We start from the raw sequence: 21,743 nt of genomic DNA, 5'->3' as shown, positions 1-21,743 counted from the left end.
TAAATTAAATAACTTAATATAGACAATAAACATTAATGATAACGGAAGCTAGCAGATATTACAAATTTGATTGGATTACCATTATTTTATTTCTCCTGCTTGTTGGTTTTGGATGGTTAAACATTGTATCGGCTTCCCATTCTGGAGACACCATAAACTACTTGGATTTTTCGCAACCTTACGGAAAACAGCTCATGTTTATCTTTTTAACCGTAGGACTTATTATCCTTATTTTAGCGATAGAATCTAAATTCTACGAACGTTTTTCTAGTGTTATATACATTATTTCCATGCTGTCGTTGGTGGGTCTTTTTATATTTGGAAAAAGCGTTAACGGTGCGACCTCTTGGTATGCCATTGGCGGCATGACGATACAACCCAGCGAATTTGCAAAAGCCGCTACAGCGCTTGCTGTTGCAAAATACGTAAGCGACTTAAACACCGATATTAAAAAAGTTAAAGACCAAATTACTGTATTTGCTATTATTGCACTTCCTGCGGTATTAGTATTACTTCAAAAAGATGCTGGCAGTACGTTGGTTTATGGTTCTTTTATTTTTGTGTTATATAGAGAGGGCTTATCACCAATCTATTTAATCCTTCTTTTAATGCTTATTGTTATTTGCCTATGTTCCTTAAAATTTGGAGTTGTCATAACATCTCTAATCATAACAGTATTTGTATTAGGTCATCATTTTACCAGACGAAGAAAACCGTTGTTCATTCAACCTATTTCTATCATTCTACTCAGTATTTTAATTTCATTTGGTGTTCGATATTTCTACGACAACCTATTGCCTTTTCATCAAAAAGACAGAATAACTATTTGGCTAAGTCTTGAAAAAGATCCTATTAAGCTAGATCTTATGAAAAAGACCATCGCTTATAATTTAAATGAATCTGAAAAAGCCATTAGTTCTGGTGGCTTAACAGGAAGAGGTTATTTAGAAGGCACTAGAACCACCGGAAAATTTGTACCCGAACAGCATACCGATTACATTTTTAGTACCGTAGGCGAAGAATGGGGCTTTGTCGGTAGCGCAGCAGTAATTATTGTTTTTATATTACTTTTTCTTCGTATTTTGCATTTGGCCGAATTGCAACGCTCTCAATTTAGTCGCATGTATGGTTATGGGGTTGCATCCATATTTTTTATGCACTTTTTTATAAATATTGGTATGGTAATGGGCATTATCCCTACCATTGGTATTCCGTTGCCTATGTTTAGTTATGGTGGTTCAGGACTTTGGGGTTTTACCATTTTATTATTTATTTTTATTAAGTTAGATTCAGATAGAATCAACCAATGGTAAGTCAACAACAAACACCTTTATTTTAACCTCTTATGGTGAGAAATTGTTTCTTTTTAATGGGTATTGCCATCATACTTTCGTCTTGTTACGGATCAAAAAGCATGTTGAAGAATTCTTTTTCGGTTGAACAATCCAAAATGATAATGAGTTCAGATTCTCTAACTCCCATGCGGGTTTTCAAAATAACCAACAAAAGAGATTCGTTATTGCTTAGAACCAAAAGTCAGGACGTTAAAGTAAACCCAAACGATGTTGTTTTACAACGTTTTGTAAAAAGATTATATGCCACCGTTAGAGACAGTATATCTTTAGGCGTTGGTATTGCGGCGCCACAAGTGGGTATTTTAAAAAACATTATTTGGGTGCAACGATTTGATAAAGAAAATTTTCCTTTTGAAGTGTATTTAAATCCAGTAATTAAAACCTATTCAGATAAAAAGCAAACCTTTAGAGAAGGCTGTTTATCCATACCCGACAGAACTGATACCTTAAACACCCGAGCTTTTTCAATTGTAATTGAATACGACACGATGAAAGCTGAACATAAAACCGAAACCGTTGAAGGTTTTACATCGGTAATTTTTCAACATGAAATAGACCATTTAAATGGCATTTTGTATTTGGACCATTTGAAAAAAGAAGTGGCTGATGCTAAATCGAGAAACTAATCATTGAACTCATCTTAACTTTTTCTATTTCTTAATCTCCAACTTTTCAGCAAAGTAATCACAGAAATCTTTCATAGTAGCAGTCATTTTTTCATCTTGGGTCGCTCGATGAAACGTATCGCTCATTGCCACTAGGGTTTGATGGAAAAACACTTTCATTTCATCAACAGGCATATCTTTAGTCCATAAGTCAATACGCAAGGTTTCTTGGGCTTTAGAATCCCAAACCGCCAACATCATCGCTTTTGCTTCCTCGTTGGTTATACCGCCATCTTCAGCGGTCCAAGAGAGTTTCTCTGGGACTCTGTTAGCATCAAGTTCTACGTTTAATTCTATTTTGGATGTAATCTTCGACATTATTTTCTTGGTTTAAACTTTGAATTATTAAAAATTTCTTCAGGACTTTTTATTAGCATGTCTTTTAAAGACACTTCATTTTGCTGCATATAAGCCCTCACTATTTGCCAACCTATATATTGCCCTAAACGCCCTGGCGATTCGGTATCTATACCTTCTAAATAAAATTTAGAAAAGGGTGCAGGTGTAATAAATCTGCCAGCTAATTTAGCATCGGTGCTAAACAACAATTCACGCTCTACAAAATACCTCCAAATATAACTTTCATTAGCTATGGCCCAATCAAGTTGTTCTTTGTTGTACCCAATACGCGCTGCCTCCATTTTAAACGGAATAACCACATCTTTAAAATACAGTTGTTTACCGAAGTAAATAAGTTCGTCCAAAAAAGTCTTTCTTGGCTGTTGATAGATGTATTTTTCAGCATATTCTGTTGCTAAATCGACTACTATTTGTTCTTTTTTTAGATCCTCCCTTAAATATTTAGGTATGTTTTCATAAAATTTGTGGTTGCTACCTAAATAAGTATCTAATGCAATAACCACAATCGTATCGGTTACAATAATGCGGTTTCTATAATCGACATCGCTTGTCGTTGTAATAATTCTAGGCGTATGAAACTCTGGAAAATAATATTTTAAATGATTGAATAGAGATTCAATCTCCAATTCGGTTTCATCCATATTCAAAAACGCTTTTTCAACCTCTTTAAATAGTTGTTTTTGCAAGGTATCTTGTGCCTTTTCAATCCAGAAAGAATCTTGATATTTTTCTGAAAACATAAAAGGATATGCCTGCTTTAATTTAGGAAGATTTTCACTATTAATTTCAGCAAACAGCAAATCAAATCTTTCAATATGAGCATCTAAATTAATCTTGGCTATGTTATTTTCTAACTGACTTTCATTTTTGCAAGAAAATACCGTTACTATGATGCTTAAAAAAATTAATATATACTTCATATAAAACTTAAACGCCATAAATTTTTATTAATTAAGTGTTTCGTCTATTTTTGTTTGCAAAGGTACTATTCTTAGTTTTAAATTCATTTAATATGCAAACAGAAAAAGTTGTAAATTATATAGTTAATTGGTTAAAAGATTACGCAACCAAAGCTGGTGTAAATGGTTTTGTTATTGGTGTGTCTGGCGGTATCGATTCTGCGGTGACTTCTACACTTTGTGCCAAAACAGGATTTTCTTTACTCTGTTTGGAAATGCCCATCCATCAATCACCTTCGCAAGTTAATAGAGCGTTGCGTCATATAGAATGGTTACAAGAAAAATTTCCAAAGGTGATTATGACGCAAGTGAATCTAACCCCTGTATTTGATAGTTTAGTTGCTTCTTTGCCTCCTGTAAAAAATGAAGAAGAGCGTTTTATGTCTTTAGCAAATACGCGAGCCCGGTTACGAATGACTTCTTTATATTATTTTGCAGCTTTACATAAATATTTAGTTGCAGGCACTGGCAATAAAGTTGAGGATTTTGGTGTTGGATTTTATACAAAATATGGCGATGGTGGTGTTGATTTAAGTCCAATTGCCGATTTGTTGAAAACAGAAGTCTATACCATTGCAAAGCATTTAGGTATTAATCAAGATATTATTGAAGCTGCACCAACTGATGGCCTTTGGGGGGATGATAGAACTGATGAAGATCAAATAGGCGCAACGTATCCAGAGCTTGAATGGGCCATGAAAATGGATGAAATAGGTAAACATGCAGAAGACTTTACGGGCAGGGAACAAGCCGTCTTTAATATATACAAACGCTTTAACACTACCAATAAACATAAGATGATTCCTATACCTATTTGCGAAATTCCTAATAATTTGATGTAAATGTTGCACATTATCCAAATATTCACTACATTTACGGCAAGCTTATTCTCTCAATTATAATATTCTCTCTAACCAAATTATAATAAAAAAAAGCTTTTACAATTATGATAAAATTATTGATAGCAGACAACCACCCTATTACCAGGAAAGGGCTTGAGGTTCTTTTTTCGGCATCTTCTAACATTAAAATTGTTGCAAGTGTTGATAATGGCGACGCCATTTTAGAATACATCAAAAAAAATCCTGTGGACATTATTTTAACTGAAGCTGATCTTCCAAAGCTTAACGGTTTAACCGTTTTACGTTATTTAAAAAATGATTATCCAGACATTAAAACTATTATTTTAAGCGCACAACCTGAAGAAGTGTATGCCGTAAACGCTATTAAAGCGGGTGCTCATGGCTACATACACAAATCAGAGAACGTTATTACCATTAACGAAGCTATTTTAAAAGTTAACGATGGCGGTATTTATTTAAGTAACGATTTAACGCAACAATTAGCCTTTGGAAACAGGGTTAATAAAGGCGGATCTTTCTATAAAAAACTGTCAACCAGAGAAGCAGAAGTGTTAAAACTTTTAACTATTGGTAGAAAAAATAAAGAAATTTCTAAAGAACTCGATATTAATGAAAAAACGGTTAGTACTTATAAGGCACGTTTAATGCGTAAATTAAAAGTTACTAATTTAGTTGATTTAGTTAATCAAGCTAAACTTAACGAGTCGTTATCATCATAACACCCGATTAAGTTTTCTAGACAACAACATTTTTAGACCCGAATAGTCTTTTACTTCTTCAAGTATATTTCTATTCGTGTCTATTTTGTTTTGTAAGGTTTCTTGCTGAAATTCTTTTACTTTTTGGTCTATTAAAAAACATCGAAGACTTAAAATAGTTTCACTTACCAATTGTGCAACAGTATGTGTTTTTTCCTTTGGAAAAATATTCATGCGTTGCCAGTTATCTAAGGTATAGCGCTCATCTTCCATTAAAATATGGGTGATTTCGTTACCCATACTAGCATCTACCTGATTAATAAAATTTTTAAGTTCAAACGCTGGGTTTTGGTTTAGGGTATCTATAATCGTGTAATACAAGGATTTAAATTGCGGATTGGTAAATTCCATTTCATCATCCTGAAGATCTAAAAACACTTTTTCAAATACTTTGGCTTGGTGGATAACAGGTTCTAAAACCAACTCCCCTTTTGCATTTTCCTTTAAAACTAAGTCCTCAAAATCTTCGGTTCTGTTACCGTAAAGCAACAATACTTCAATTATTTTTCGCTCGAGAATATACTGAATATCAACTTTTTCTATAGGCTGTTGATGCTTTATAACCTCAAAAGCTTTTTGTTCGGATTTAAACTGCTTGTTTTCTTCCTGAAACTCTTTTTTGTTGATTTGAGCCAGTGTACTAAATAACACTTCCTCACTTATATCCATAATTCTGGCGCATTCCTGAATATAGATTTCCTTTTGAATACGGTCTGGAATTTTAGAAATACTATTTACAATATCCCGTACCGTATCGGCTTTTTTTATAGGGTCGTTTTTAGACTCTTCAAATAAAATAGATGCTTTAAACTGAATAAAATCCTTAGCGTTTTCGGCTAAATAAACAGACAATTCTTCCAACGTATTTTGTTTGGCAAAACTATCGGGGTCTTCACCTTGGGGGAACGAACAAACCTTAACGTTCATGCCTTGTTCTAAAATTAAGTCAATGCCACGAAGCGATGCCCGCATACCCGCAGCATCCCCATCAAAAAGAACGGTAATGTTTTTGGTTAGACGATTTATGAGCCTGATTTGTTCGGATGTCAATGCGGTTCCCGATGAAGCTACCACGTTTTTTACGCCTGTTTGATGAAACTGAATCACATCGGTATAGCCTTCAACCAAAAAGCAATTATCTTCTTTAGCGATGCTTTGTTTAGCATGAAAAATCCCGTAAAGCACATTACTTTTATGGTAAATATCACTCTCGGGTGAGTTTACGTATTTAGCAGCTTTTTTATCATTAATTAAAATACGGCCACCAAAACCCAATACGCGCCCACTCATACTTTTTATTGGAAACATAACACGCCCTTTAAACCTATCGAAGCGCTTCTCTTCTTTGACAATGGTAAGTCCTGTTTTTTCTAAAAATTCCAGTTTATAACCTTGTCTTAAAGCTTCGTCCGTAAAGGCTTGCCATTCATCTAACGAGTAGCCTAAATCGAATTTCTTAATAGTTTCTTCTGTAAAGCCGCGTTCTTTAAAATAGCTTAAACCAATCGCTTTTCCTTGGTCGGTTTTATGTAGTATTTTTTGAAAATAGGTGTTTGCAAACTCACTTACCAAATACAAACTTTCGCGTTCACTAGCCTTTTCCTTTTGTTCATTACTTTGCTCGGTTTCTTCAATTTCTATATTATACTTTTTAGCCAGGTATTTTATAGCTTCGGGATAGGTAAAGTGCTCATGTTCCATTAAAAATGATACCGCAGTACCGCCTTTACCCGTTGAAAAATCTTTCCATATTTGTTTTACGGGCGACACCATAAAACTAGGAGAACGCTCGTCGCTAAACGGACTCAAGCCTTTAAAGTTACTGCCCGATTTTTTGAGTTGCACAAAATCGCCAATAACCTCCTCTACGCGAGCGGTTTCAAACACTAAATCTATGGAAGCTGGTGATATCAATTATGGAAAATTACTTTTTAGAATGTAAATGTAATTATAAACTATTGATTTTTGAAATTTAGAATTATTGGAAGTTTGAATTTGTACGAAAAAATTTATATGTTTGCTTGGCTTAAAGTATAAAACATTAAATCAATTTTATATTTATATAGTTACCTGAAAATTAAAAAAACTAAATGGCTAAAAAGAAAAAAATACTTGGAATTTGTGGAAGCGCCAGTCGAAATTCAGCGAATCTTGCCATCCTGAAAATTATAGCTGAATTTGGGAAGTCTGATTTTGAATTAAATATATTGGATGACTTGACCGAATTACCACATTTCAAAACAGAACTGACCTATAAAAATGTACCAGAAAAAATTGTTGAATTTAGGAATAGAATTGCAACTGCCAACGGAATTATTATCTGTACGCCAGAATATGTTTTCAGTATCCCAAGCGGACTTAAAAACGCCATTGAGTGGTGTGTATCGACAACTGTTTTTTCCGATAAACCCATTGGACTCATAACAGCTTCCGCAAGTGGTATAAAAGGCCATGAAGCGCTGAAACTGATTATGGAAACCGTACAAACAAATTTTACAAAAGAAACAACACTTCTCATTCAAGGCATAAAAGGCAAAGTAGATAAGGAAGGAAAGATTCTTGATAAAGAAACCGAAAATGAACTGAAAAAATTTGTTCGATCGTTTAAAGACCTGACGAATAAACCAACAGGTATAAATATATAAAAAATGGCTGTTTTGGGTTTAATCTAAGGCAAAAAACATAAGCAAAACAAATAAAAAGCTTCTAAAAAGCAAGTATTCATAAGAAACTACATTTTATAATGAGGTGTCTTTTTTTATTTTTATATACCTTATTAAAAAGTAGTATATTGCATACATACACAATATAACTATAATTGTACTACTGCTTATTATGGTTATACGAGTGTTAGGCACAATAACAAAAAATGACAGATAAATCAAATAATATAAAAATAAACAGAGCTGATATAATTACTTCTGTTTCTAAATCTGTCCTTGGTGCTGTACCTTTTGCAGGGAGCTTACTTTGTGAAATAGTAGAAAATACAATTCCAAATCAACGATTAGAAAGATTAACGGCTTATGTTAAAGAACTTGATGAAAAAATATTGAAAATTTCCAATGAGAATCTAAAAGACTTATTAGAAAATCCAATTTTCATAGATTTAATCGAAGAAAGCTTTTTTCAAGCATCAAGAGCTTTAACAAAAGAAAGAAGAAACTATATTACCAATATTGTAATTAATGGAATAACAAATGACAAACTTCAAATAGAAAATTCAAAATTTCTTTTAAAAATCATACAAGAACTAAATGATATTGAAATTATTTGGTTAAGATTTTTCCTTGAACCAACTATAAACGGAGATAAAGAATTTAGAGAGAAACAAAAAAATATCTTGCAACCGATTTACTTATATAGAGGCGCGGATAAAGAAGAAATAATTAAATCTACAATTCAAAAAAATTATAAACTACATTTAGAAAGATTAGGTCTCGTTGTAAACCACCCCAAAACTGACAGTAAAACTGGTCTTCCTGTATTTGAAAAAAGTTCTGGACAACAACAAATTAAATATACCAGAATAACAACATTGGGAGAAATACTTCTCGAAAATATAGGCTTAAAATAAAAACACTGTGCCTAATAACACAGAGTATAAAATCATTGCGTCTGACCTTTTGCTTCCGCAAAGGTCATCGCGGCTGAACATAGTTCAGCCAAATTTGTTATCTTGGTGCGCACAACGCTTTATACCCGCAACGTTGTGCGTTATTTGAGAAAAATAAATATAATAAAACCATTCAAATACATTAATGGCTAAAAAGCAGAAAATATCTTTTCAATTTCTCATTAAACAAATGGGCACATCTGCTGGTACAGCCATATCTATTTTGACATTATTAGGAATGGGATTTACGGCAGGAATTTATTATAACAATTATGTGAAAAATGTTGAGATATTGGACATAAAAAAAAATAATTTTATGGAAGTTCGAACATTAAAGTTCGAAATAGAATCTTTAAAATTAGACAACAAAGAATTAATAATAAAAATCACTGATTATGAGCAAGGAAGCAAAAAATGAATCAATCAGTGATTCTCTAAATCTAATTGTAAAGAAAATAGAAACTTTACAAAAAGATGAAACTCTGAAAGACAACAAATCACTAAATGAAATACTAGAAACTACAATTGAAATAAAAACTTTCTTTAAAGGAGTTAAAAAGATATTTCACATTTTATTTAGTTTAGTCGTTTTACTTATGATACTACTTATTATATCAACTTCTTATAATATTAAACTTGAAAATGTAAATTCTGAATTGGAAAATTTAAAAATTGATTCTACAATTCAAAAAATACTAGATATTAAAAGAATAAATCAAAATGATTCAATCACAACCTCATACAGTTATCAAGTTCGTGATGACAAAATTGTAACTTATAATGATTTAGTAAACATAAATGATAGCTTGTTAAGTCTAATGGGAGAGTCAGTAAAATTAAGGCATGAAGTCGTAAATAACAATGATAGCATACTAAACTTATTAAAATCATCATACGAATCAAACCTTAATTTATACAAGTCAAATATCAATTTAAAATCAAAAAACTATGAACTTGAAAAAAAATTAAATTTGATAAATGAAAATTATGGTATCGACTTCTCTAAATCTTATAAAATAAAGAATGATGATACAACCACTGTTTTTAGTTTAAAAGGAAAAAAAGTAGATTCGGCTTTTATTTTATTAAACCATTATCGCAAAAATCTTTCATACGATAAAGTAAATAATGAATGGCATATCATAGAAAACAAATAAAAACGAACGCACAACAAAGTGTATAAAAAATTGCTCGTTTTACCTAAACCAATGTTAGTTACTCGTTTACTAGCTTCTGATTTTCCTTCAGAAAATCCTTGCGCACAAAACCGCACTATTATTATACAAACACGTTAGTTGGAAACTGAAAAAAAAATGAAAGAACAAGGAATTAAAATTTTATATGGAATTTTAGTAATTGGAATTTTAATTTCAATCTTTCACATTATTAACGACAAAAATGGTTCTAGATTAGGAAATATAATTGACACTTTTACAATTACTTCATTAATCTTATTTCTATCGACAATCGTATTTATTTTATTATCGTTCAAGAATAATATCAAAAAAATAAGTGTTTGGTTTCTACTAATTTTAAGTTGCCCTCTTGCAGTTTTGTCAATGACTCATTTGACCAAAGAATTTTCTCTGAAAATAACTGAAACAACAACGCCAACCGAATTTGCTTATAATGTAAAAGTTGACCCAAATATTTATGAACGTGATAAAATCAAAATTCAAAAATTGGTTGACAGTTTAATAAAAGTTAAAACCGTTGAAAAACCATCAGAATTAGCTTTAAGATATTTTGATGGTAAAACATATAATGACACAATCGAAAGAGATTGGGCAATTGATTTATCAACAAAATTTGAATATAAAGAATCGATTATTGACACACTATTTTACTCTGAAAATGGAAATGACATTGTCGCTGGATTATTAATAAACAAAGTTTTTAATGAGCTAAAAGACTATCCAAATGGCGGAATTGAATATTTTGGAAAAGGTTTTGAATTTGACAAAGACAACTTAAAACCAATAAAAATGTTAAAATATTCTGTGGCAGGTTATGACAATTATAAATCGTGTTCAGACAGATTAAGATATTATTATTTAAAAAAAATCGGAACTTATGAAAACGGACAAAATATGAACGACATAAGATTTTTAAACAGAAAATAAAGAGCCCGTTACCAACACCATGCATAAAAAATTGCTTCAAATAATAATACTTACCTTAATCACATCTTGTGGTTCAACAAAAAATACGACTGACTTAATTGCGGATGAAAAATTTGAATTATGCTCTGAAATCAAATACAACCGACTTGTTACTGAAGTTGGACCAATTGAAGGAAAACTGATTTATAAACAGAATATCCATAGTTTACTAGAAAACTCACTGATTCAAGAAAAATATCTGACTGAAATAAGCATAAACGGCTATTCGGAATTATTACAAAAAGCAAATAGGAAAGAAATAAAGCCTGAATTTTTCGAGAAATTTAAAACTGATAGCAACTATTTAATTGATGCGCTGAGTAAAATTCCAGAAGATAAATTTCAATTAATAATGTATCGGAAATTATTCTTGGATTTAATATATACGCAACTGAATTAAAAACTCTATAGATAAGCCATATATAAAAATCGTTAGTTTTAGATAAACTCAAGCTAGTTGCTAATCTGCTAGCTTTCAATATTCCTAAGAAAAGTTCTCATATACAAACACGCAACTTTAGTTATAACAAGCTAGCAATAACTCTCATCTTTACTTGAAATTCAAACTCAAATGAAATTATTAAACAGGCAACATTAGAAGTTGATAAGATTTCTCAAAGAAACCTCCAAAGCATTTGCAACTTCAAGCAAAGTATAAAGCGTAGGATTCACCTTCCCATTCTCTAACTTCTCTATTGCTTGCCTATCTTTATTACAAGCACGAGCTAAATCAGACTGGCTCCAGCCCTTTTGACTTCTTAATTCAACAATACGTTGACCGACTTTCTTTTTAAGTTGCTCTTTGTTCACAAAACAAATGTCAATTAATTCTACGACAATTTTGTCATATTAAAGTTTGACAAATGAATTTTGTTTTGTAGGTTTGTCATATAATAATAATATGACGATTGAATAAACTAAGAAAACTAAAGATTTATAAAAAATTCCAACCTCGTGAATGGAAATATACGCCTGTTCCTGAAATCCGACTAGAGGGACGATGGCTGAAAGAACTCGGATTTGAAATCGGAAAAGAAATTGAAGTTAGACAGCAAAAGAATAAACTGACTATCACGCTGACCGACAAAAAGAAAGAAAAATAACTACGCCCAACTGGCGGTTTCTTATCTTTATGGTTCTATAAACTCTAGAAAGGCGGCATAGCAAATATAAAACAGATAATTATGGACAGAAAAGATTTTTTAAAAACAGGACTGATACTTGGAGGAGCGACACTTGTTCCATCGGCATCGGCTTTTGCCCAAAACCTAACTGGCAACAACATTGATAAATTGGTTGACAAGGATGGTAATTTCATTCTCCAACCTTTGGCTTATGCTAATAATCATTTAGAACCATATATGGACGAAGAAACTTTATATCTTCATTACACGTTCCATCACGGTGGGGCAGTAAAAGGGGCAAACAAAGACCAGCAGATGATCAAAAAGGCTTTGGACGACAACAACCTTGAAACGGTTGACTTTTGGACAAAGAAATTGGCTTTTCACCTTTCATCACACATTCTTCATTCCATATTTTGGACAAACCTTAGCAATAAAAAAACGGATCCCAAAGGTGACTTACTAAATCGTATTGAAAAGGATTTTGGCAGTTACGACAAATTAAAAATGTATCTCGCGAAAACATCCAAGGACGTTGACGGAAATGGTTGGGGTATTTTGGGCTATCAGCCATATACAGACAAGCTAACCATTTTACAATGTGAAAACCACGAAAAACTTGCACAATGGGGTGTTATTCCTTTACTTGTCATTGATGTTTGGGAACATTCATATTACCTAAAATACAAAAACAAACGGGCGGACTTCGTGGATAATCTGTTCAACATCATCAATTGGGACAATGCCGCACAACGGTTAGACGACGCATTAAAATTGACCAAGTGAAAGAGAAGCCGACATTCAAGGAAGCATTAAAATTCTGGACTAAACTCGGCTTTATTAGCTTTGGAGGACCTGCGGGGCAAATTGCCATTATGCATGAATATCTCGTTGACAAAAAGAAATGGATAAGCGATAGCAAATTTCTGCACGCTTTGAATTACTGTATGGTTTTACCCGGTCCTGAAGCACAGCAGTTGGCCGCTTATATCGGATGGTTACTTCACGGTATTAGAGGCGGATTGGCGGCAGGTATATTGTTTGTACTACCTTCCATGTTTATTCTTCTCGGACTGAGTATGATCTACGTTTCCTTTGGGAACATCCCGTGGATTTACGCCATGTTTAACGGACTTAAACCCGCAGTAATCGCCATAGTAATTCTCGCACTTATTAAAATTGGCAAAAAATCGTTATTAAGTCCGTTTCATTATTTCGTGGCTTTTGCTGCTTTTGTTTGTATTTTCTTTTTCAACGTGCCATTCCCATTAATTATTCTTGGCGCTGTTATATTGGCGGCATTGAGCCGACAAATATTCCCGAGATTCTTTAAAACAAACAATAATCTAACGGGTAAAAAGGAAATCGATGAAGATGCATATTACATTAACAAAAATGTGGTTATTCAAAATATAGGATTTAATCCGTTGCGGTTATTAAAGCAGGTTGGAACAAGTATTTTGTTATGGATAATTCCACTTGTAGCCTTCTACTTCCTGACATCCGATTTTCAATTTTGGAAAAGCCTATCGGTCTTTTTTACAAAAGCTGCATTTGTAACCTTTGGCGGAGCTTATGCCGTGTTACCGTATGTAGCACAGGTAAGCGTTGAACAATTCAATTGGCTGACAAATCTTCAAATGATCGACGGCCTGGCACTTGGCGAAACAACACCAGGACCTTTAATTATGGTACTTGTATTTGTTGGATTTATGGCAGGGCATAATCACTTTGGTAATTCACTTGCCATGGGAACCATCGGACTGGTAACGACAACATTTTACACTTTTCTTCCTTGCTTTCTGTTCATATTTGCAGGTGCACCCATTATTGAACGGACACAGGAAAACAAAAAAGTAAAAGAAATACTTTCGCTTGTAACGGCAGCAGTTGTTGGTGTTATTCTCAACCTGACTATCTATCTGGGCAAGGCTGTCATATTTCCTAAAGAACTTTTGTTTTCTGGACTGGACTATGTGGCATTAGGCTGGATTGTAATTTCATTTATCGCCATGTATCGTCTTAAAATCGGGATGATAACTTGGATAGGCATTAGTGCGATTTTTGGACTTGTTTATTACCTGACGACACTACTATAAAGGACAGAAAAAGGGTATGCATATATACGCCAGCCATTAAAAGAAACGAGGCTGTCTAAAAGGTCTAGTTCTATGTTCATATTGAGCACTTCGACAAGCTCAGCACAGGCTTTGTCGAAATAGTTTAATTACTGGTAATCAATATCGGTTTCGACAAGCTACCATTGACGTATTTGCTAAACCGCTGTTTTATAGCTAATTGACAAACCAAGTTCTCTTGCCATTTTCATAATGTTCTTTTGTTTATTAAACAAGATCTTCTCCTCATAATCTTTGATTCCCTTCTCTACATATGACAGTCCTTTAACAAATAGCTTCCAATAGAGCTCTGCCAGTTTTCTTGCCATTGCCTTTATTGCCGGTGATGCCCCTTTCTTTGCCCTTATCTTTCTGCCAAAAGCACCCAATGCAATTTTCTTGCTGTTGAGCAGGCTCGTGGCCGCTTGCTTAAATATCAGGCCGGCCTTTGGTTGTCCTTTAGCCTTATAGTTTTTTTTCATCTTGCCCGAATGGTGCTGTTTTGGCGCCAGTCCCAACCAGGAAGTAAAATGCTTTTCTGTTTTCCATTTATGTAAATCAGTCCCTATTTCCGATAGGAGCTGCATCCAATTATAATCTGTTATACCGGGTAGGACCGTAGCATCTTTGCCTTCAAATATTTGCAATAGATAACGGTCCATTCCTTCTATATTTGGTTTGTGGTGCCTCACGTTTTTTCGTGGAGTTGCCTTATTTGATACTTTAGGCCGGTTTGCCCCCATCTTTTTAAGGACTTCTTCCATTTTCAGATCACAACCGGCAATTTGTTGTTGATAAAAATCATAGCACACCACTGCTTGGCCCAAAGCAAATAGCCCTGCTTCATTGTAGTGCCCTTTCAAGGATTTAAGGATCAGTTCCTTTTTTGTTTTCAACACACTCCCATGGCATAGCTTTACCAAAACCCCGGGATCCCTTTCGCCCTTTAAGATCGCCCTGATTATTTTCAATCCACTTACCCCGTGAACTTGGTCCAGAACTTCTTTTAGCCGAACGTTCATCAGGGTCAGTGCTTTTTGCATATGGTTAATATGCATAGCAGCACTACGGATGTGATCTTCGCGCAGGCGTTGATAGCTCCTTAGTTCATGTACCAGTTCATCTGCAACAAAACAACGGTTCAACAAACCATAGCTGTGCAATTGCTGTATCCATTGACAGTCCTTTACATCGGTCTTTCTGCCTGGAACTTGTTTTGTGCTCCTGCCATCCACCAACCATACATCGATGCCTCTTGCCTTCAATATATCATAGAGGATGACCCAATACACTCCCGTGGCTTCCATGGCCACTGAGGTTACATTGTTTTCCTCTAAGTAAGATACCGCCTGTTCCAGATCTGATGTGAAGGTATCAAAACTGCGAACCTCCTTATCTTCAAGACCTATGAAGATTTTTTTGGCTCCGATATCGATCCCTCCTGCGTTTTTCCTGATTTTTTTCATCCTACATTATTTTTTAAAATCACACCCAGAAAATTTTTATGCTTGCTAGACTACCATTCGGGCATTATTATAAATAAGCACCATAATCGCTACCCCTATTTTCTGAAAACCATACTCAACCACAGGTATATAAACACTACGCTGTGCCTCGGAAATATTGTGACTTTTTGTTAAACTTGCACAAAATACGTCATCGCATTCGCTAGTTAAAAACTTTAACAAAAGTCTCAACCTGACAAATTAAATTTAAAGGACTTTTTAGACAGCCTCATTATAATCAAAGTTTACATCTAATCCATATCAAACCTTAAACCAATGGATATATTGTTTTGTTTGATGGCTTGGTCTTTAAAAATGGGTGATAAATCATATTTAACATACAACGCCACTTCATCAAAAGCAATGTAACCACTTAAACCATACACCAAATTACTGGTATTAAAACTTTGTTTTTGCTTTTCTTTTTTTCTATCGCCATCTAACTCGTATTTTAATTTTTGGCGTGTGCCAATGTTAAATCCGCCATAACCTCCAAGTCCTATTTTAAATTGGTTGTCGGTTGAATATCTAAAATAAGTGTCTTTCTCTATTTTTTTTGAAGGTCCGAATTCAAAATGCACTGGAAACACTAAATTGGTAATGGATAGTTTCGATTTTTTTAAATCCTCAGGAAAAACCTCTAAAGTTGTTTGGTTTCCTTGCTGAACAAAATACTGGTTATCGGTTGGCTTTAAACCATTTATCTGAAGCGAATACCCATATTTAAAGCGCATAAAATTAGATTCTTTAAACACACGTGTTTTCCACGCCCATCCTATTTCGAAAAAACGTGACCCGCCAAATTTATAGGGTGAATTGTCCAGCTTTTCACCTTCAATAATGGCATTGTTTAATCCGAATGCCAAAACAAAATCACTTGTAGTACGTAAATCGTATTTTTTAGGTTTGTTATCTTTTTTAATTCTAAAACCTGCAAAACTACCCTCATCACCACCTATACTAATACCAATTTCAGAGGTGTTTTCATCGTTATTGGTTTGGTAACCATCTTCATTTCGTTCTAAAAGTGCTATTTTATTATCAATAATAGCCATGCGATTTTCAATATTTAAGGCACGTTTTTTTGCCGCTTCTTTTTTTAGTATTTCAGCTTCAGTACTAGAAATAGTACCATTTTCCAACCGTTTATTAATAGCCTCAACTTCTACTTTCAAAAAATCGCGTTCTTCATTTTGAATTTGCTCTTTTACTTTTAGCAAGGCTTCAATTTTGTCCTTGTTATTTGTCTTTTGGATTGTGTCTTGTGCATTGATTAATTGCACACTTAAACATAGCGCAGCTAACGCTAAATACTTGGTAATTGTTTGCATAACTGTTCGTTTTTTTTATGCTGAAATACCCTTTCGACCGTGCTCAAGATACTATTTTCAGCGTTTGTTAATGATTGATGATTGATGATAATCTATTTTATGGATTATGTTTTTTCTATTTATTGATGGGATTCCTGTTTTCACAGGAATTTATTAATCGTTTCGTTGAGCCACAGCTGTTTTTACCGAATTATAGCTTGCTTTTATAGCTTCAAAAACTTTACTTCTAAAGGATTGGTCTAAATCGTTTTCAACATCTTGAAGCAACATATTGGCATCGACCACGCCACTCGTTTTGTTATATAATTGTTTCAATCGTATTTCTTGTTGTGCTTCAAGCAACAGCGCATCAATAACAGCATCCGAAACCTCTTGGTTATTATCTTTTAGCAGCTGTACCTTAGCTACAACATCCTGTACTTTTTGGGCTTCAAACGTTAAACTTTCTTGCGCCACTTTTACTGGTTGAAGCACTTCTTCTTCTTTTTTAATTAGGGTTTTGTACTTAGTAATAGCAACAGTACCTTCATTAATTTGAATGGTTGAATCATGTTCTAACGGAAGCTTTTCGACCTTCTCATTAATCTGTATTTCTTTTTCGACACCTTTTGATACGTTTACCTCATCAACAGCAACTTGTATGTTTTCATTTTTCTGAATAACTCTTGGTGAATCGACTATTACGGGCTTCACGTCTTCGGTATTAAAAAATTGAAATGCAACAAACAAAACACCTACAATACTGGCTGCAATACCTAACCACCAAATAGCTTTATTATTTTGTTTTTTGTCTTCCTTTTCCAAACGTTCCGAAAGTTTCGCCCATGCATTGTTTGATGGCTGTAAGCTTCTGCTTTCTAGTTTATCTTTTATACTGTTGTCAAATTTATTTGATTCCATAACTTGTTGTTTTTTCCAATTCCTGTAACCGTTCCTGAAGCATTTTTCGTGCTTTAAATAATTGCGATTTTGATGTGCCTTCGGTAATACCTAGCATATCTGAAATTTCATGATGTTTATACCCCTCAATGGCATACATAACGAACACCATTTTATAGCCTTCTGGAAGCCCATCTATAAGTTGTTGTATTTGGGCAACCTCAATATCTGTATTTATATGATTACTGTAATCATTTTTGAAATCGACTTCTTCAACAGGAAATTCAACTTGCTTTTGCTGTCTTAAAAACGAAATGGACTCTCTTACCATAATACGCCGAATCCATCCTTCAAAACTACCTTCTGCCCTAAAACTGCTTAAATTGGAAAACACTTTAAAAAATCCGTTAAGCATGGCTTCTTCGGCATGTTGCAAATCTTTAATATAATACCTGCAAACACTCAGCATTTTTGGCGCAAACAACTCATACAGCACATGCTGTGCCTCACGATTGTTTTTAATGGCACTTTTAATGAGTGCCGATTCGTTCTTATGGAGTTGTATGACTTTCAAAAATGATTTCATTTAGCCTTCTGTTTATAAAGACGCCAATTTTATGTTAATGGTTGCCTGATCCAATTTTTTTTTTAGAACTCGTCTTAAATATAATTTTAAGTTGGATTAATTAGTAAATTAAACACCTGTTTTTTCTTAAAACAATTTGATATTTTTGCATGGAAAACTAGAAAACACCATTAAATATAACACAATTGAAAGTATTGATCCTCAAGGTTTACGTAATTATATTGAAGGAATGAAAGAGGACATAAGAAATAGTTCTGCAAATATTAATTCGGTTTACTTTTCTAACACAAGCAATAGCTACCAACCTCATTTAGCTCACATCCAGTAGTAGTAATAAATTTTCAAAAGAATTTCTGTAAAATATTTTTGATAGCTCACATATTAATCGTAATATTGCAATGAAACAATTAAATAAAAAATGGGATTAGCCAAAACCGACATGTTTACCGATGAGCAAAACGAAATTTCTTTGTTTGCCAAAGTCTTTGGACACCCTGCAAGGGTAGCCATTCTACAACACTTATTCAAAATCAACTCGTGTGTTTGTGGTGATTTGGTCAGTGAAATTGGATTGGCACAACCTACAATTTCACAGCATTTAAAAGAATTAAAGCATTTAGGATTAATCAAAGGAAATGTGGAAGGAACAAGCGTTTGCTATTGTATCAACACCGAAAATTGGTCTAAAATGAAAGATGTTATGCACCAATTTTTAGACCAAGACATCCCTAAAACAGATTGTTGCTAAAAAAAATTGAACTCATTAATCGTATCATCGCAATAAATAAATATAGTTATGAAACGAGCATGCTAAAAGGTTTATTAATCAAAACAAGGATGAATAGCGAACTGCATGTGACCAATAAAAAATTTCTTGAAACAGACTTATCCTCGAGGCAGAGCCACAGAGGTATTTCGCCTGTTTCATTTTGACCTCAGGGTCAAAAACCGAAATTTTGTATTTTACCTCACCCAGAACTGCCTTTTCGTGCAGTTCTGACCTCTCCTCCAAAGGAGAGGTGAATTGGACACCCCGAGGCAGAGCCGTCGGGGAATTATTTAGATTAAAAAAATAAAAAGATGAAACTATCAGAAGTAAAATCAGCATTAAAAGAATTAGAAACCATAGGTTTTCAATTGCCAAACGGAACTTTAGTACCTAGCCACTTTCACGTCACAGAAGTTGGTAAAGTCACAAAACATTTTATTGATTGTGGTGGCACTGTAAGAAATGAAGAAGTGGTAAACTTTCAACTTTGGAATGCCAACGACTATAGCCACAGATTGCATCCAGAAAAGCTCATCCACATCATAGAATTGTCTGAAAAGGTTTTAGGTTTGGAAGATGTAGAAATAGAAGTGGAGTTTCAAGGCGAAACCATACAAAAATTTGGATTGGATTTCGACGGTAAAAATTTCTTGTTGACATCTAAACAAACCGATTGCTTGGCAAAAGACAAATGCGGAGTTCCTACAGAAAAAACAAAAGTAAAATTAGCTGATTTGAACAATGAACCTTGTTGTTCGCCAGATGGAAATTGTTGCTAACAATAAAACAAACGTTAAGAAATGACAACAACACAATCAACCTTATTTTCAGGAATAGAAAAATTAATCAAGGAATTAAATCCCCAAACTATTACAGAGGAACGTAAAGCTGTTTTACAACCGCTAGCTGATTTTATTCAGTCAAAAGTTTCAAATGGACAGGACATTCGAATCAACTTTATCTGTACCCACAATTCACGAAGGAGTCATTTGTCACAAGTTTGGGCACAAACAATGGCTAACTACTTTAATATTAAAAATGTGTTTTGTTATTCAGGTGGCACAGAAGCTACGGCACTTTTCCCAATGGCGGCAAAAACGTTGCAAAATTCAGGTTTTGAAGTCAAAACGATTTCAGAAGGCAACAACCCTGTTTACAGTATTAAATACGCTAAAAACGAGCATCCTATTATTGGATTTTCAAAAAAACTGGATGATGATTTTAATCCGAAATCTGGATTTGCAGCTATTATGACCTGTGATTCAGCAAATGAAGCATGTCCGTTTGTTCCAGGAGCAGAGAAACGTATTCCTATAACTTTTGAAGACCCAAAAGCATTTGACAACACGCCACGACAGGCTGAAAAATACAATGAAAGAAGTCTGCAAATTGCAACTGAATTATTTTACGTTTTCTCTCAAATCAATTCATAAAAAATGGCAACAAAAAAATTAAGTTTCCTTGACAGAAATCTGACTTTATGGATATTTGTCGCCATGGCTATTGGGGTTGGACTGGGATATTTTATCCCTACATTTCCCAACATCATAAATTCGTTTAGTAGCGGAACAACGAATATTCCCATTGCAATCGGCTTAATATTAATGATGTATCCTCCCTTGGCAAAGGTTAACTATTCTCTGTTGCCGAAAGTTTTCAGAAACACAAAAATCCTTTCGATTTCACTTATTCTAAATTGGATAATTGGCCCTGTTTTAATGTTTGTATTAGCTATTACATTTTTACGTGACTATCCCGAATATATGGTTGGACTCATTTTAATTGGTTTGGCTCGTTGCATTGCAATGGTTTTGGTATGGAACGACCTTGCTGAAGGCAGTAGCGAATATGGTGCAGGATTGGTTGCTTTGAACAGTATTTTTCAAGTGTTTGCATATAGTTTTTATGCATGGATTTTTATTACCGTTCTTCCTCCCTATTTCGGATTTGAAGGTGCTATTGTGGATATTTCAATCAGTACAATTGCAGAAAGTGTCGCTATTTATTTAGGGATTCCTTTCGTAATGGGAATATTGAGCAGGCTCATTTTAGTGAGGCTAAAAGGTGAGGCATGGTACACTAAGAAATTCATTCCAACCATATCCCCAATGACCTTGATTGCCCTTTTATTTACCATTGTGGTTATGTTTTCACTGAAGGGAGAATTAATCGTTGAAATCCCAATGGATGTATTGATTATTGCTATTCCTTTGCTTATCTATTTTAGCCTCATGTTCATTATTGGGTTTTTCTTTACCAAAGCAATGGGAGCGGAATACGACAAGACAGCTTCAGTTGCTTTTACAGCAGCAGGAAATAATTTTGAATTGGCCATTGCAGTTGCCATTGCAGTTTTCGGACTGAATTCCGGACAAGCATTTGCTGGAGTCATTGGTCCATTAGTTGAAGTTCCCGCATTGATTTTATTGGTTCGAGTGTCGTTTTGGTTGAAGAAAAAGTATTATGCAAAACCAATATTATAAAATAATATGGAGTGAACACCAATAACATTTTTTAAATTTTGGGACTTCGACAAGCTCCTTTAGATTTAAAAAAGAGAAAGGAAATGGCATTAAAACAGCCTGTCAAGCTGAGCCCGTCGAAGCTATCTGAAAGAAGTGGCAGTAATGGACTTCGACAAGCTCAGTCTGACAAACTAAACGTCATTTTATAATGCTTTTTTTAGAATAAAAA

At 34.0% G+C, this 21,743-nt stretch carries 26 protein-coding genes; 18 read left to right on the top strand and 8 right to left on the bottom strand.

The window, feature by feature from the left end; genetic code table 11:
- The first annotated feature begins 35 nt into the window (after positions 1-35).
- Together rodA and def are read left to right on the top strand one after the other, a co-directional pair.
- Positions 36-1,313, top strand: coding sequence for a rod shape-determining protein RodA (gene rodA, locus CJ739_RS10745; RefSeq protein ID WP_117175151.1), 1,278 nt, complete (start codon positions 36-38; stop codon positions 1,311-1,313).
- Between the two features lie 101 nt (positions 1,314-1,414).
- Positions 1,415-1,981, top strand: coding sequence for a peptide deformylase (def, locus tag CJ739_RS10740; RefSeq protein ID WP_236951488.1), 567 nt, complete (start codon positions 1,415-1,417; stop codon positions 1,979-1,981).
- A 24-nt stretch (positions 1,982-2,005) separates the two neighbouring features.
- Here def and gldC read toward each other — a convergent pair whose 3' ends face one another.
- Positions 2,006-2,338 carry a gliding motility protein GldC gene (gene gldC, locus CJ739_RS10735; RefSeq protein ID WP_117175147.1) on the bottom strand — a complete coding sequence of 111 codons (333 nt, stop codon included), beginning with the start codon at positions 2,336-2,338 and terminating at the stop codon, positions 2,006-2,008.
- The gene (gene gldB, locus CJ739_RS10730) at positions 2,338-3,300 is read right to left on the bottom strand and encodes a gliding motility lipoprotein GldB (RefSeq protein ID WP_117175146.1); all 963 of its coding nucleotides are present in this window, start codon (positions 3,298-3,300) and stop codon (positions 2,338-2,340) included. The genes gldC and gldB overlap by 1 nt, the downstream gene beginning before the upstream one ends.
- Before the next feature lie 92 nt (positions 3,301-3,392).
- On the opposite strand from gldB, the gene nadE reads away from it, so the two are divergent.
- Both nadE and CJ739_RS10720 read left to right on the top strand, forming a co-directional pair.
- The gene (nadE, locus tag CJ739_RS10725) at positions 3,393-4,181 is read left to right on the top strand and encodes an NAD(+) synthase (RefSeq protein WP_117175144.1); all 789 of its coding nucleotides are present in this window, start codon (positions 3,393-3,395) and stop codon (positions 4,179-4,181) included.
- Positions 4,182-4,285: 104 nt separating this feature from the next.
- Positions 4,286-4,921 (top strand): response regulator transcription factor, encoded by a 636-nt coding sequence (locus CJ739_RS10720; protein ID WP_117175142.1) that lies wholly within the window; start codon positions 4,286-4,288, stop codon positions 4,919-4,921.
- Here the strand turns inward: CJ739_RS10720 and dnaG are convergent.
- Positions 4,916-6,874, bottom strand: a complete 1,959-nt coding sequence (gene dnaG, locus CJ739_RS10715) for a DNA primase (RefSeq protein WP_117175140.1) — start codon at positions 6,872-6,874, stop codon at positions 4,916-4,918. The genes CJ739_RS10720 and dnaG overlap by 6 nt on opposite strands.
- Before the next feature lie 176 nt (positions 6,875-7,050).
- On the opposite strand from dnaG, the gene CJ739_RS10710 reads away from it, so the two are divergent.
- The 6 genes from CJ739_RS10710 (at position 7,051) to CJ739_RS10680 (ending at position 11,138) form a co-directional block, all read left to right on the top strand.
- Complete coding sequence (locus CJ739_RS10710) at positions 7,051-7,605, top strand: NADPH-dependent FMN reductase (protein ID WP_117175139.1); 555 nt, start codon at positions 7,051-7,053, stop codon at positions 7,603-7,605.
- 224 nt (positions 7,606-7,829) lie between these two features.
- On the top strand, positions 7,830-8,537 hold the full coding sequence (locus CJ739_RS10705; RefSeq protein ID WP_117175138.1) for a hypothetical protein: 708 nt from the start codon (positions 7,830-7,832) through the stop codon (positions 8,535-8,537).
- Positions 8,538-8,721: 184 nt separating this feature from the next.
- Positions 8,722-8,994 carry a hypothetical protein gene (locus CJ739_RS10700; RefSeq protein ID WP_162880189.1) on the top strand — a complete coding sequence of 91 codons (273 nt, stop codon included), beginning with the start codon at positions 8,722-8,724 and terminating at the stop codon, positions 8,992-8,994.
- Positions 8,972-9,733 (top strand): hypothetical protein, encoded by a 762-nt coding sequence (locus CJ739_RS10695; RefSeq protein ID WP_117175136.1) that lies wholly within the window; start codon positions 8,972-8,974, stop codon positions 9,731-9,733. Before CJ739_RS10700 ends, CJ739_RS10695 begins: the two co-directional genes overlap by 23 nt.
- 156 nt (positions 9,734-9,889) lie before the next feature.
- Entirely contained in the window at positions 9,890-10,699 is an 810-nt protein-coding gene (locus CJ739_RS10685) for a hypothetical protein (protein ID WP_162880188.1), read from the top strand.
- 19 nt (positions 10,700-10,718) lie between these two features.
- The gene (locus CJ739_RS10680) at positions 10,719-11,138 is read left to right on the top strand and encodes a hypothetical protein (protein ID WP_117175133.1); all 420 of its coding nucleotides are present in this window, start codon (positions 10,719-10,721) and stop codon (positions 11,136-11,138) included.
- Positions 11,139-11,332: 194 nt separating this feature from the next.
- On the opposite strand, the gene CJ739_RS10675 is transcribed toward CJ739_RS10680, so the two are convergent.
- On the bottom strand, positions 11,333-11,548 hold the full coding sequence (locus CJ739_RS10675; RefSeq protein WP_117175132.1) for a helix-turn-helix domain-containing protein: 216 nt from the start codon (positions 11,546-11,548) through the stop codon (positions 11,333-11,335).
- Between the two features lie 98 nt (positions 11,549-11,646).
- Here CJ739_RS10675 and CJ739_RS10670 point away from each other — a divergent pair, with 98 nt between their 5' ends.
- From CJ739_RS10670 to chrA, 3 genes are all read left to right on the top strand, one after another.
- Entirely contained in the window at positions 11,647-11,841 is a 195-nt protein-coding gene (locus CJ739_RS10670) for a SymE family type I addiction module toxin (protein WP_117175130.1), read from the top strand.
- Positions 11,842-11,922: 81 nt separating this feature from the next.
- Entirely contained in the window at positions 11,923-12,648 is a 726-nt protein-coding gene (locus CJ739_RS10665) for a superoxide dismutase (protein ID WP_117175128.1), read from the top strand.
- Complete coding sequence (gene chrA, locus CJ739_RS10660; RefSeq protein ID WP_205419355.1) at positions 12,645-13,961, top strand: chromate efflux transporter; 1,317 nt, start codon at positions 12,645-12,647, stop codon at positions 13,959-13,961. Before CJ739_RS10665 ends, chrA begins: the two co-directional genes overlap by 4 nt.
- 176 nt (positions 13,962-14,137) lie before the next feature.
- Here the strand turns inward: chrA and CJ739_RS10655 are convergent, their stop codons facing one another.
- The 4 genes from CJ739_RS10655 to CJ739_RS10640 form a co-directional block, all read right to left on the bottom strand.
- Positions 14,138-15,445 (bottom strand): IS110 family RNA-guided transposase, encoded by a 1,308-nt coding sequence (locus tag CJ739_RS10655; RefSeq protein ID WP_117172209.1) that lies wholly within the window; start codon positions 15,443-15,445, stop codon positions 14,138-14,140.
- A 290-nt stretch (positions 15,446-15,735) separates the two neighbouring features.
- Positions 15,736-16,815: a hypothetical protein gene (locus tag CJ739_RS10650; RefSeq protein ID WP_117175126.1), complete on the bottom strand. Its 1,080-nt coding sequence runs from the start codon at positions 16,813-16,815 to the stop codon at positions 15,736-15,738.
- 153 nt (positions 16,816-16,968) lie between these two features.
- A complete protein-coding gene (locus tag CJ739_RS10645; RefSeq protein WP_117175124.1) occupies positions 16,969-17,715 on the bottom strand; it encodes a hypothetical protein in 747 nt (248 codons plus the stop codon).
- A complete protein-coding gene (locus CJ739_RS10640) occupies positions 17,702-18,280 on the bottom strand; it encodes an RNA polymerase sigma factor (protein ID WP_117175122.1) in 579 nt (192 codons plus the stop codon). Before CJ739_RS10640 ends, CJ739_RS10645 begins: the two co-directional genes overlap by 14 nt.
- A 145-nt stretch (positions 18,281-18,425) precedes the next feature.
- Between CJ739_RS10640 and CJ739_RS10635 the strand changes: the two genes are divergently transcribed.
- The 5 genes from CJ739_RS10635 (at position 18,426) to arsB (ending at position 21,532) form a co-directional block, all read left to right on the top strand.
- The gene (locus tag CJ739_RS10635) at positions 18,426-18,608 is read left to right on the top strand and encodes a hypothetical protein (protein WP_117175120.1); all 183 of its coding nucleotides are present in this window, start codon (positions 18,426-18,428) and stop codon (positions 18,606-18,608) included.
- Between the two features lie 90 nt (positions 18,609-18,698).
- On the top strand, positions 18,699-19,028 hold the full coding sequence (locus tag CJ739_RS10630) for an ArsR/SmtB family transcription factor (protein WP_117175118.1): 330 nt from the start codon (positions 18,699-18,701) through the stop codon (positions 19,026-19,028).
- A gap of 332 nt (positions 19,029-19,360) precedes the next feature.
- The gene (locus tag CJ739_RS10620) at positions 19,361-19,828 is read left to right on the top strand and encodes a DUF6428 family protein (protein ID WP_117175114.1); all 468 of its coding nucleotides are present in this window, start codon (positions 19,361-19,363) and stop codon (positions 19,826-19,828) included.
- Positions 19,829-19,849: 21 nt separating this feature from the next.
- Positions 19,850-20,482: an arsenate-mycothiol transferase ArsC gene (locus CJ739_RS10615; RefSeq protein ID WP_117175112.1), complete on the top strand. Its 633-nt coding sequence runs from the start codon at positions 19,850-19,852 to the stop codon at positions 20,480-20,482.
- A 3-nt stretch (positions 20,483-20,485) separates the two neighbouring features.
- The gene (arsB, locus tag CJ739_RS10610; protein ID WP_117175110.1) at positions 20,486-21,532 is read left to right on the top strand and encodes an ACR3 family arsenite efflux transporter; all 1,047 of its coding nucleotides are present in this window, start codon (positions 20,486-20,488) and stop codon (positions 21,530-21,532) included.
- Positions 21,533-21,743: the final 211 nt, after the last annotated feature.

Origin of the sequence: Mariniflexile sp. TRM1-10, from assembly GCF_003425985.1 — a bacterium.
Taxonomy (GTDB): domain Bacteria; phylum Bacteroidota; class Bacteroidia; order Flavobacteriales; family Flavobacteriaceae; genus Mariniflexile.
The sequence above is the reverse complement of the archived record's forward strand: the minus strand, read 5'-3'. Positions and strand labels throughout refer to the sequence as shown.

Bases quoted from the DNA above. Each gene is read 5' to 3' on its own strand.
- rodA (WP_117175151.1), top strand. From the start codon at position 36: ATGATAACGGAAGCTAGCAGATATTACAAATTTGATTGGATTACCATT.
- def (WP_236951488.1), top strand. From the start codon at position 1,415: ATGTTGAAGAATTCTTTTTCGGTTGAACAATCCAAAATGATAATGAGT.
- gldC (WP_117175147.1), bottom strand. From the start codon at position 2,338: ATGTCGAAGATTACATCCAAAATAGAATTAAACGTAGAACTTGATGCT.
- gldB (WP_117175146.1), bottom strand. From the start codon at position 3,300: ATGAAGTATATATTAATTTTTTTAAGCATCATAGTAACGGTATTTTCT.
- nadE (WP_117175144.1), top strand. From the start codon at position 3,393: ATGCAAACAGAAAAAGTTGTAAATTATATAGTTAATTGGTTAAAAGAT.
- CJ739_RS10720 (WP_117175142.1), top strand. From the start codon at position 4,286: ATGATAAAATTATTGATAGCAGACAACCACCCTATTACCAGGAAAGGG.
- CJ739_RS10710 (WP_117175139.1), top strand. From the start codon at position 7,051: ATGGCTAAAAAGAAAAAAATACTTGGAATTTGTGGAAGCGCCAGTCGA.
- CJ739_RS10705 (WP_117175138.1), top strand. From the start codon at position 7,830: ATGACAGATAAATCAAATAATATAAAAATAAACAGAGCTGATATAATT.
- CJ739_RS10700 (WP_162880189.1), top strand. From the start codon at position 8,722: ATGGCTAAAAAGCAGAAAATATCTTTTCAATTTCTCATTAAACAAATG.
- CJ739_RS10695 (WP_117175136.1), top strand. From the start codon at position 8,972: ATGAGCAAGGAAGCAAAAAATGAATCAATCAGTGATTCTCTAAATCTA.
- CJ739_RS10685 (WP_162880188.1), top strand. From the start codon at position 9,890: ATGAAAGAACAAGGAATTAAAATTTTATATGGAATTTTAGTAATTGGA.
- CJ739_RS10680 (WP_117175133.1), top strand. From the start codon at position 10,719: ATGCATAAAAAATTGCTTCAAATAATAATACTTACCTTAATCACATCT.
- CJ739_RS10665 (WP_117175128.1), top strand. From the start codon at position 11,923: ATGGACAGAAAAGATTTTTTAAAAACAGGACTGATACTTGGAGGAGCG.
- CJ739_RS10655 (WP_117172209.1), bottom strand. From the start codon at position 15,445: ATGAAAAAAATCAGGAAAAACGCAGGAGGGATCGATATCGGAGCCAAA.
- CJ739_RS10650 (WP_117175126.1), bottom strand. From the start codon at position 16,815: ATGCAAACAATTACCAAGTATTTAGCGTTAGCTGCGCTATGTTTAAGT.
- CJ739_RS10645 (WP_117175124.1), bottom strand. From the start codon at position 17,715: ATGGAATCAAATAAATTTGACAACAGTATAAAAGATAAACTAGAAAGC.
- CJ739_RS10640 (WP_117175122.1), bottom strand. From the start codon at position 18,280: ATGAAATCATTTTTGAAAGTCATACAACTCCATAAGAACGAATCGGCA.
- CJ739_RS10630 (WP_117175118.1), top strand. From the start codon at position 18,699: ATGGGATTAGCCAAAACCGACATGTTTACCGATGAGCAAAACGAAATT.
- CJ739_RS10620 (WP_117175114.1), top strand. From the start codon at position 19,361: ATGAAACTATCAGAAGTAAAATCAGCATTAAAAGAATTAGAAACCATA.
- CJ739_RS10615 (WP_117175112.1), top strand. From the start codon at position 19,850: ATGACAACAACACAATCAACCTTATTTTCAGGAATAGAAAAATTAATC.
- arsB (WP_117175110.1), top strand. From the start codon at position 20,486: ATGGCAACAAAAAAATTAAGTTTCCTTGACAGAAATCTGACTTTATGG.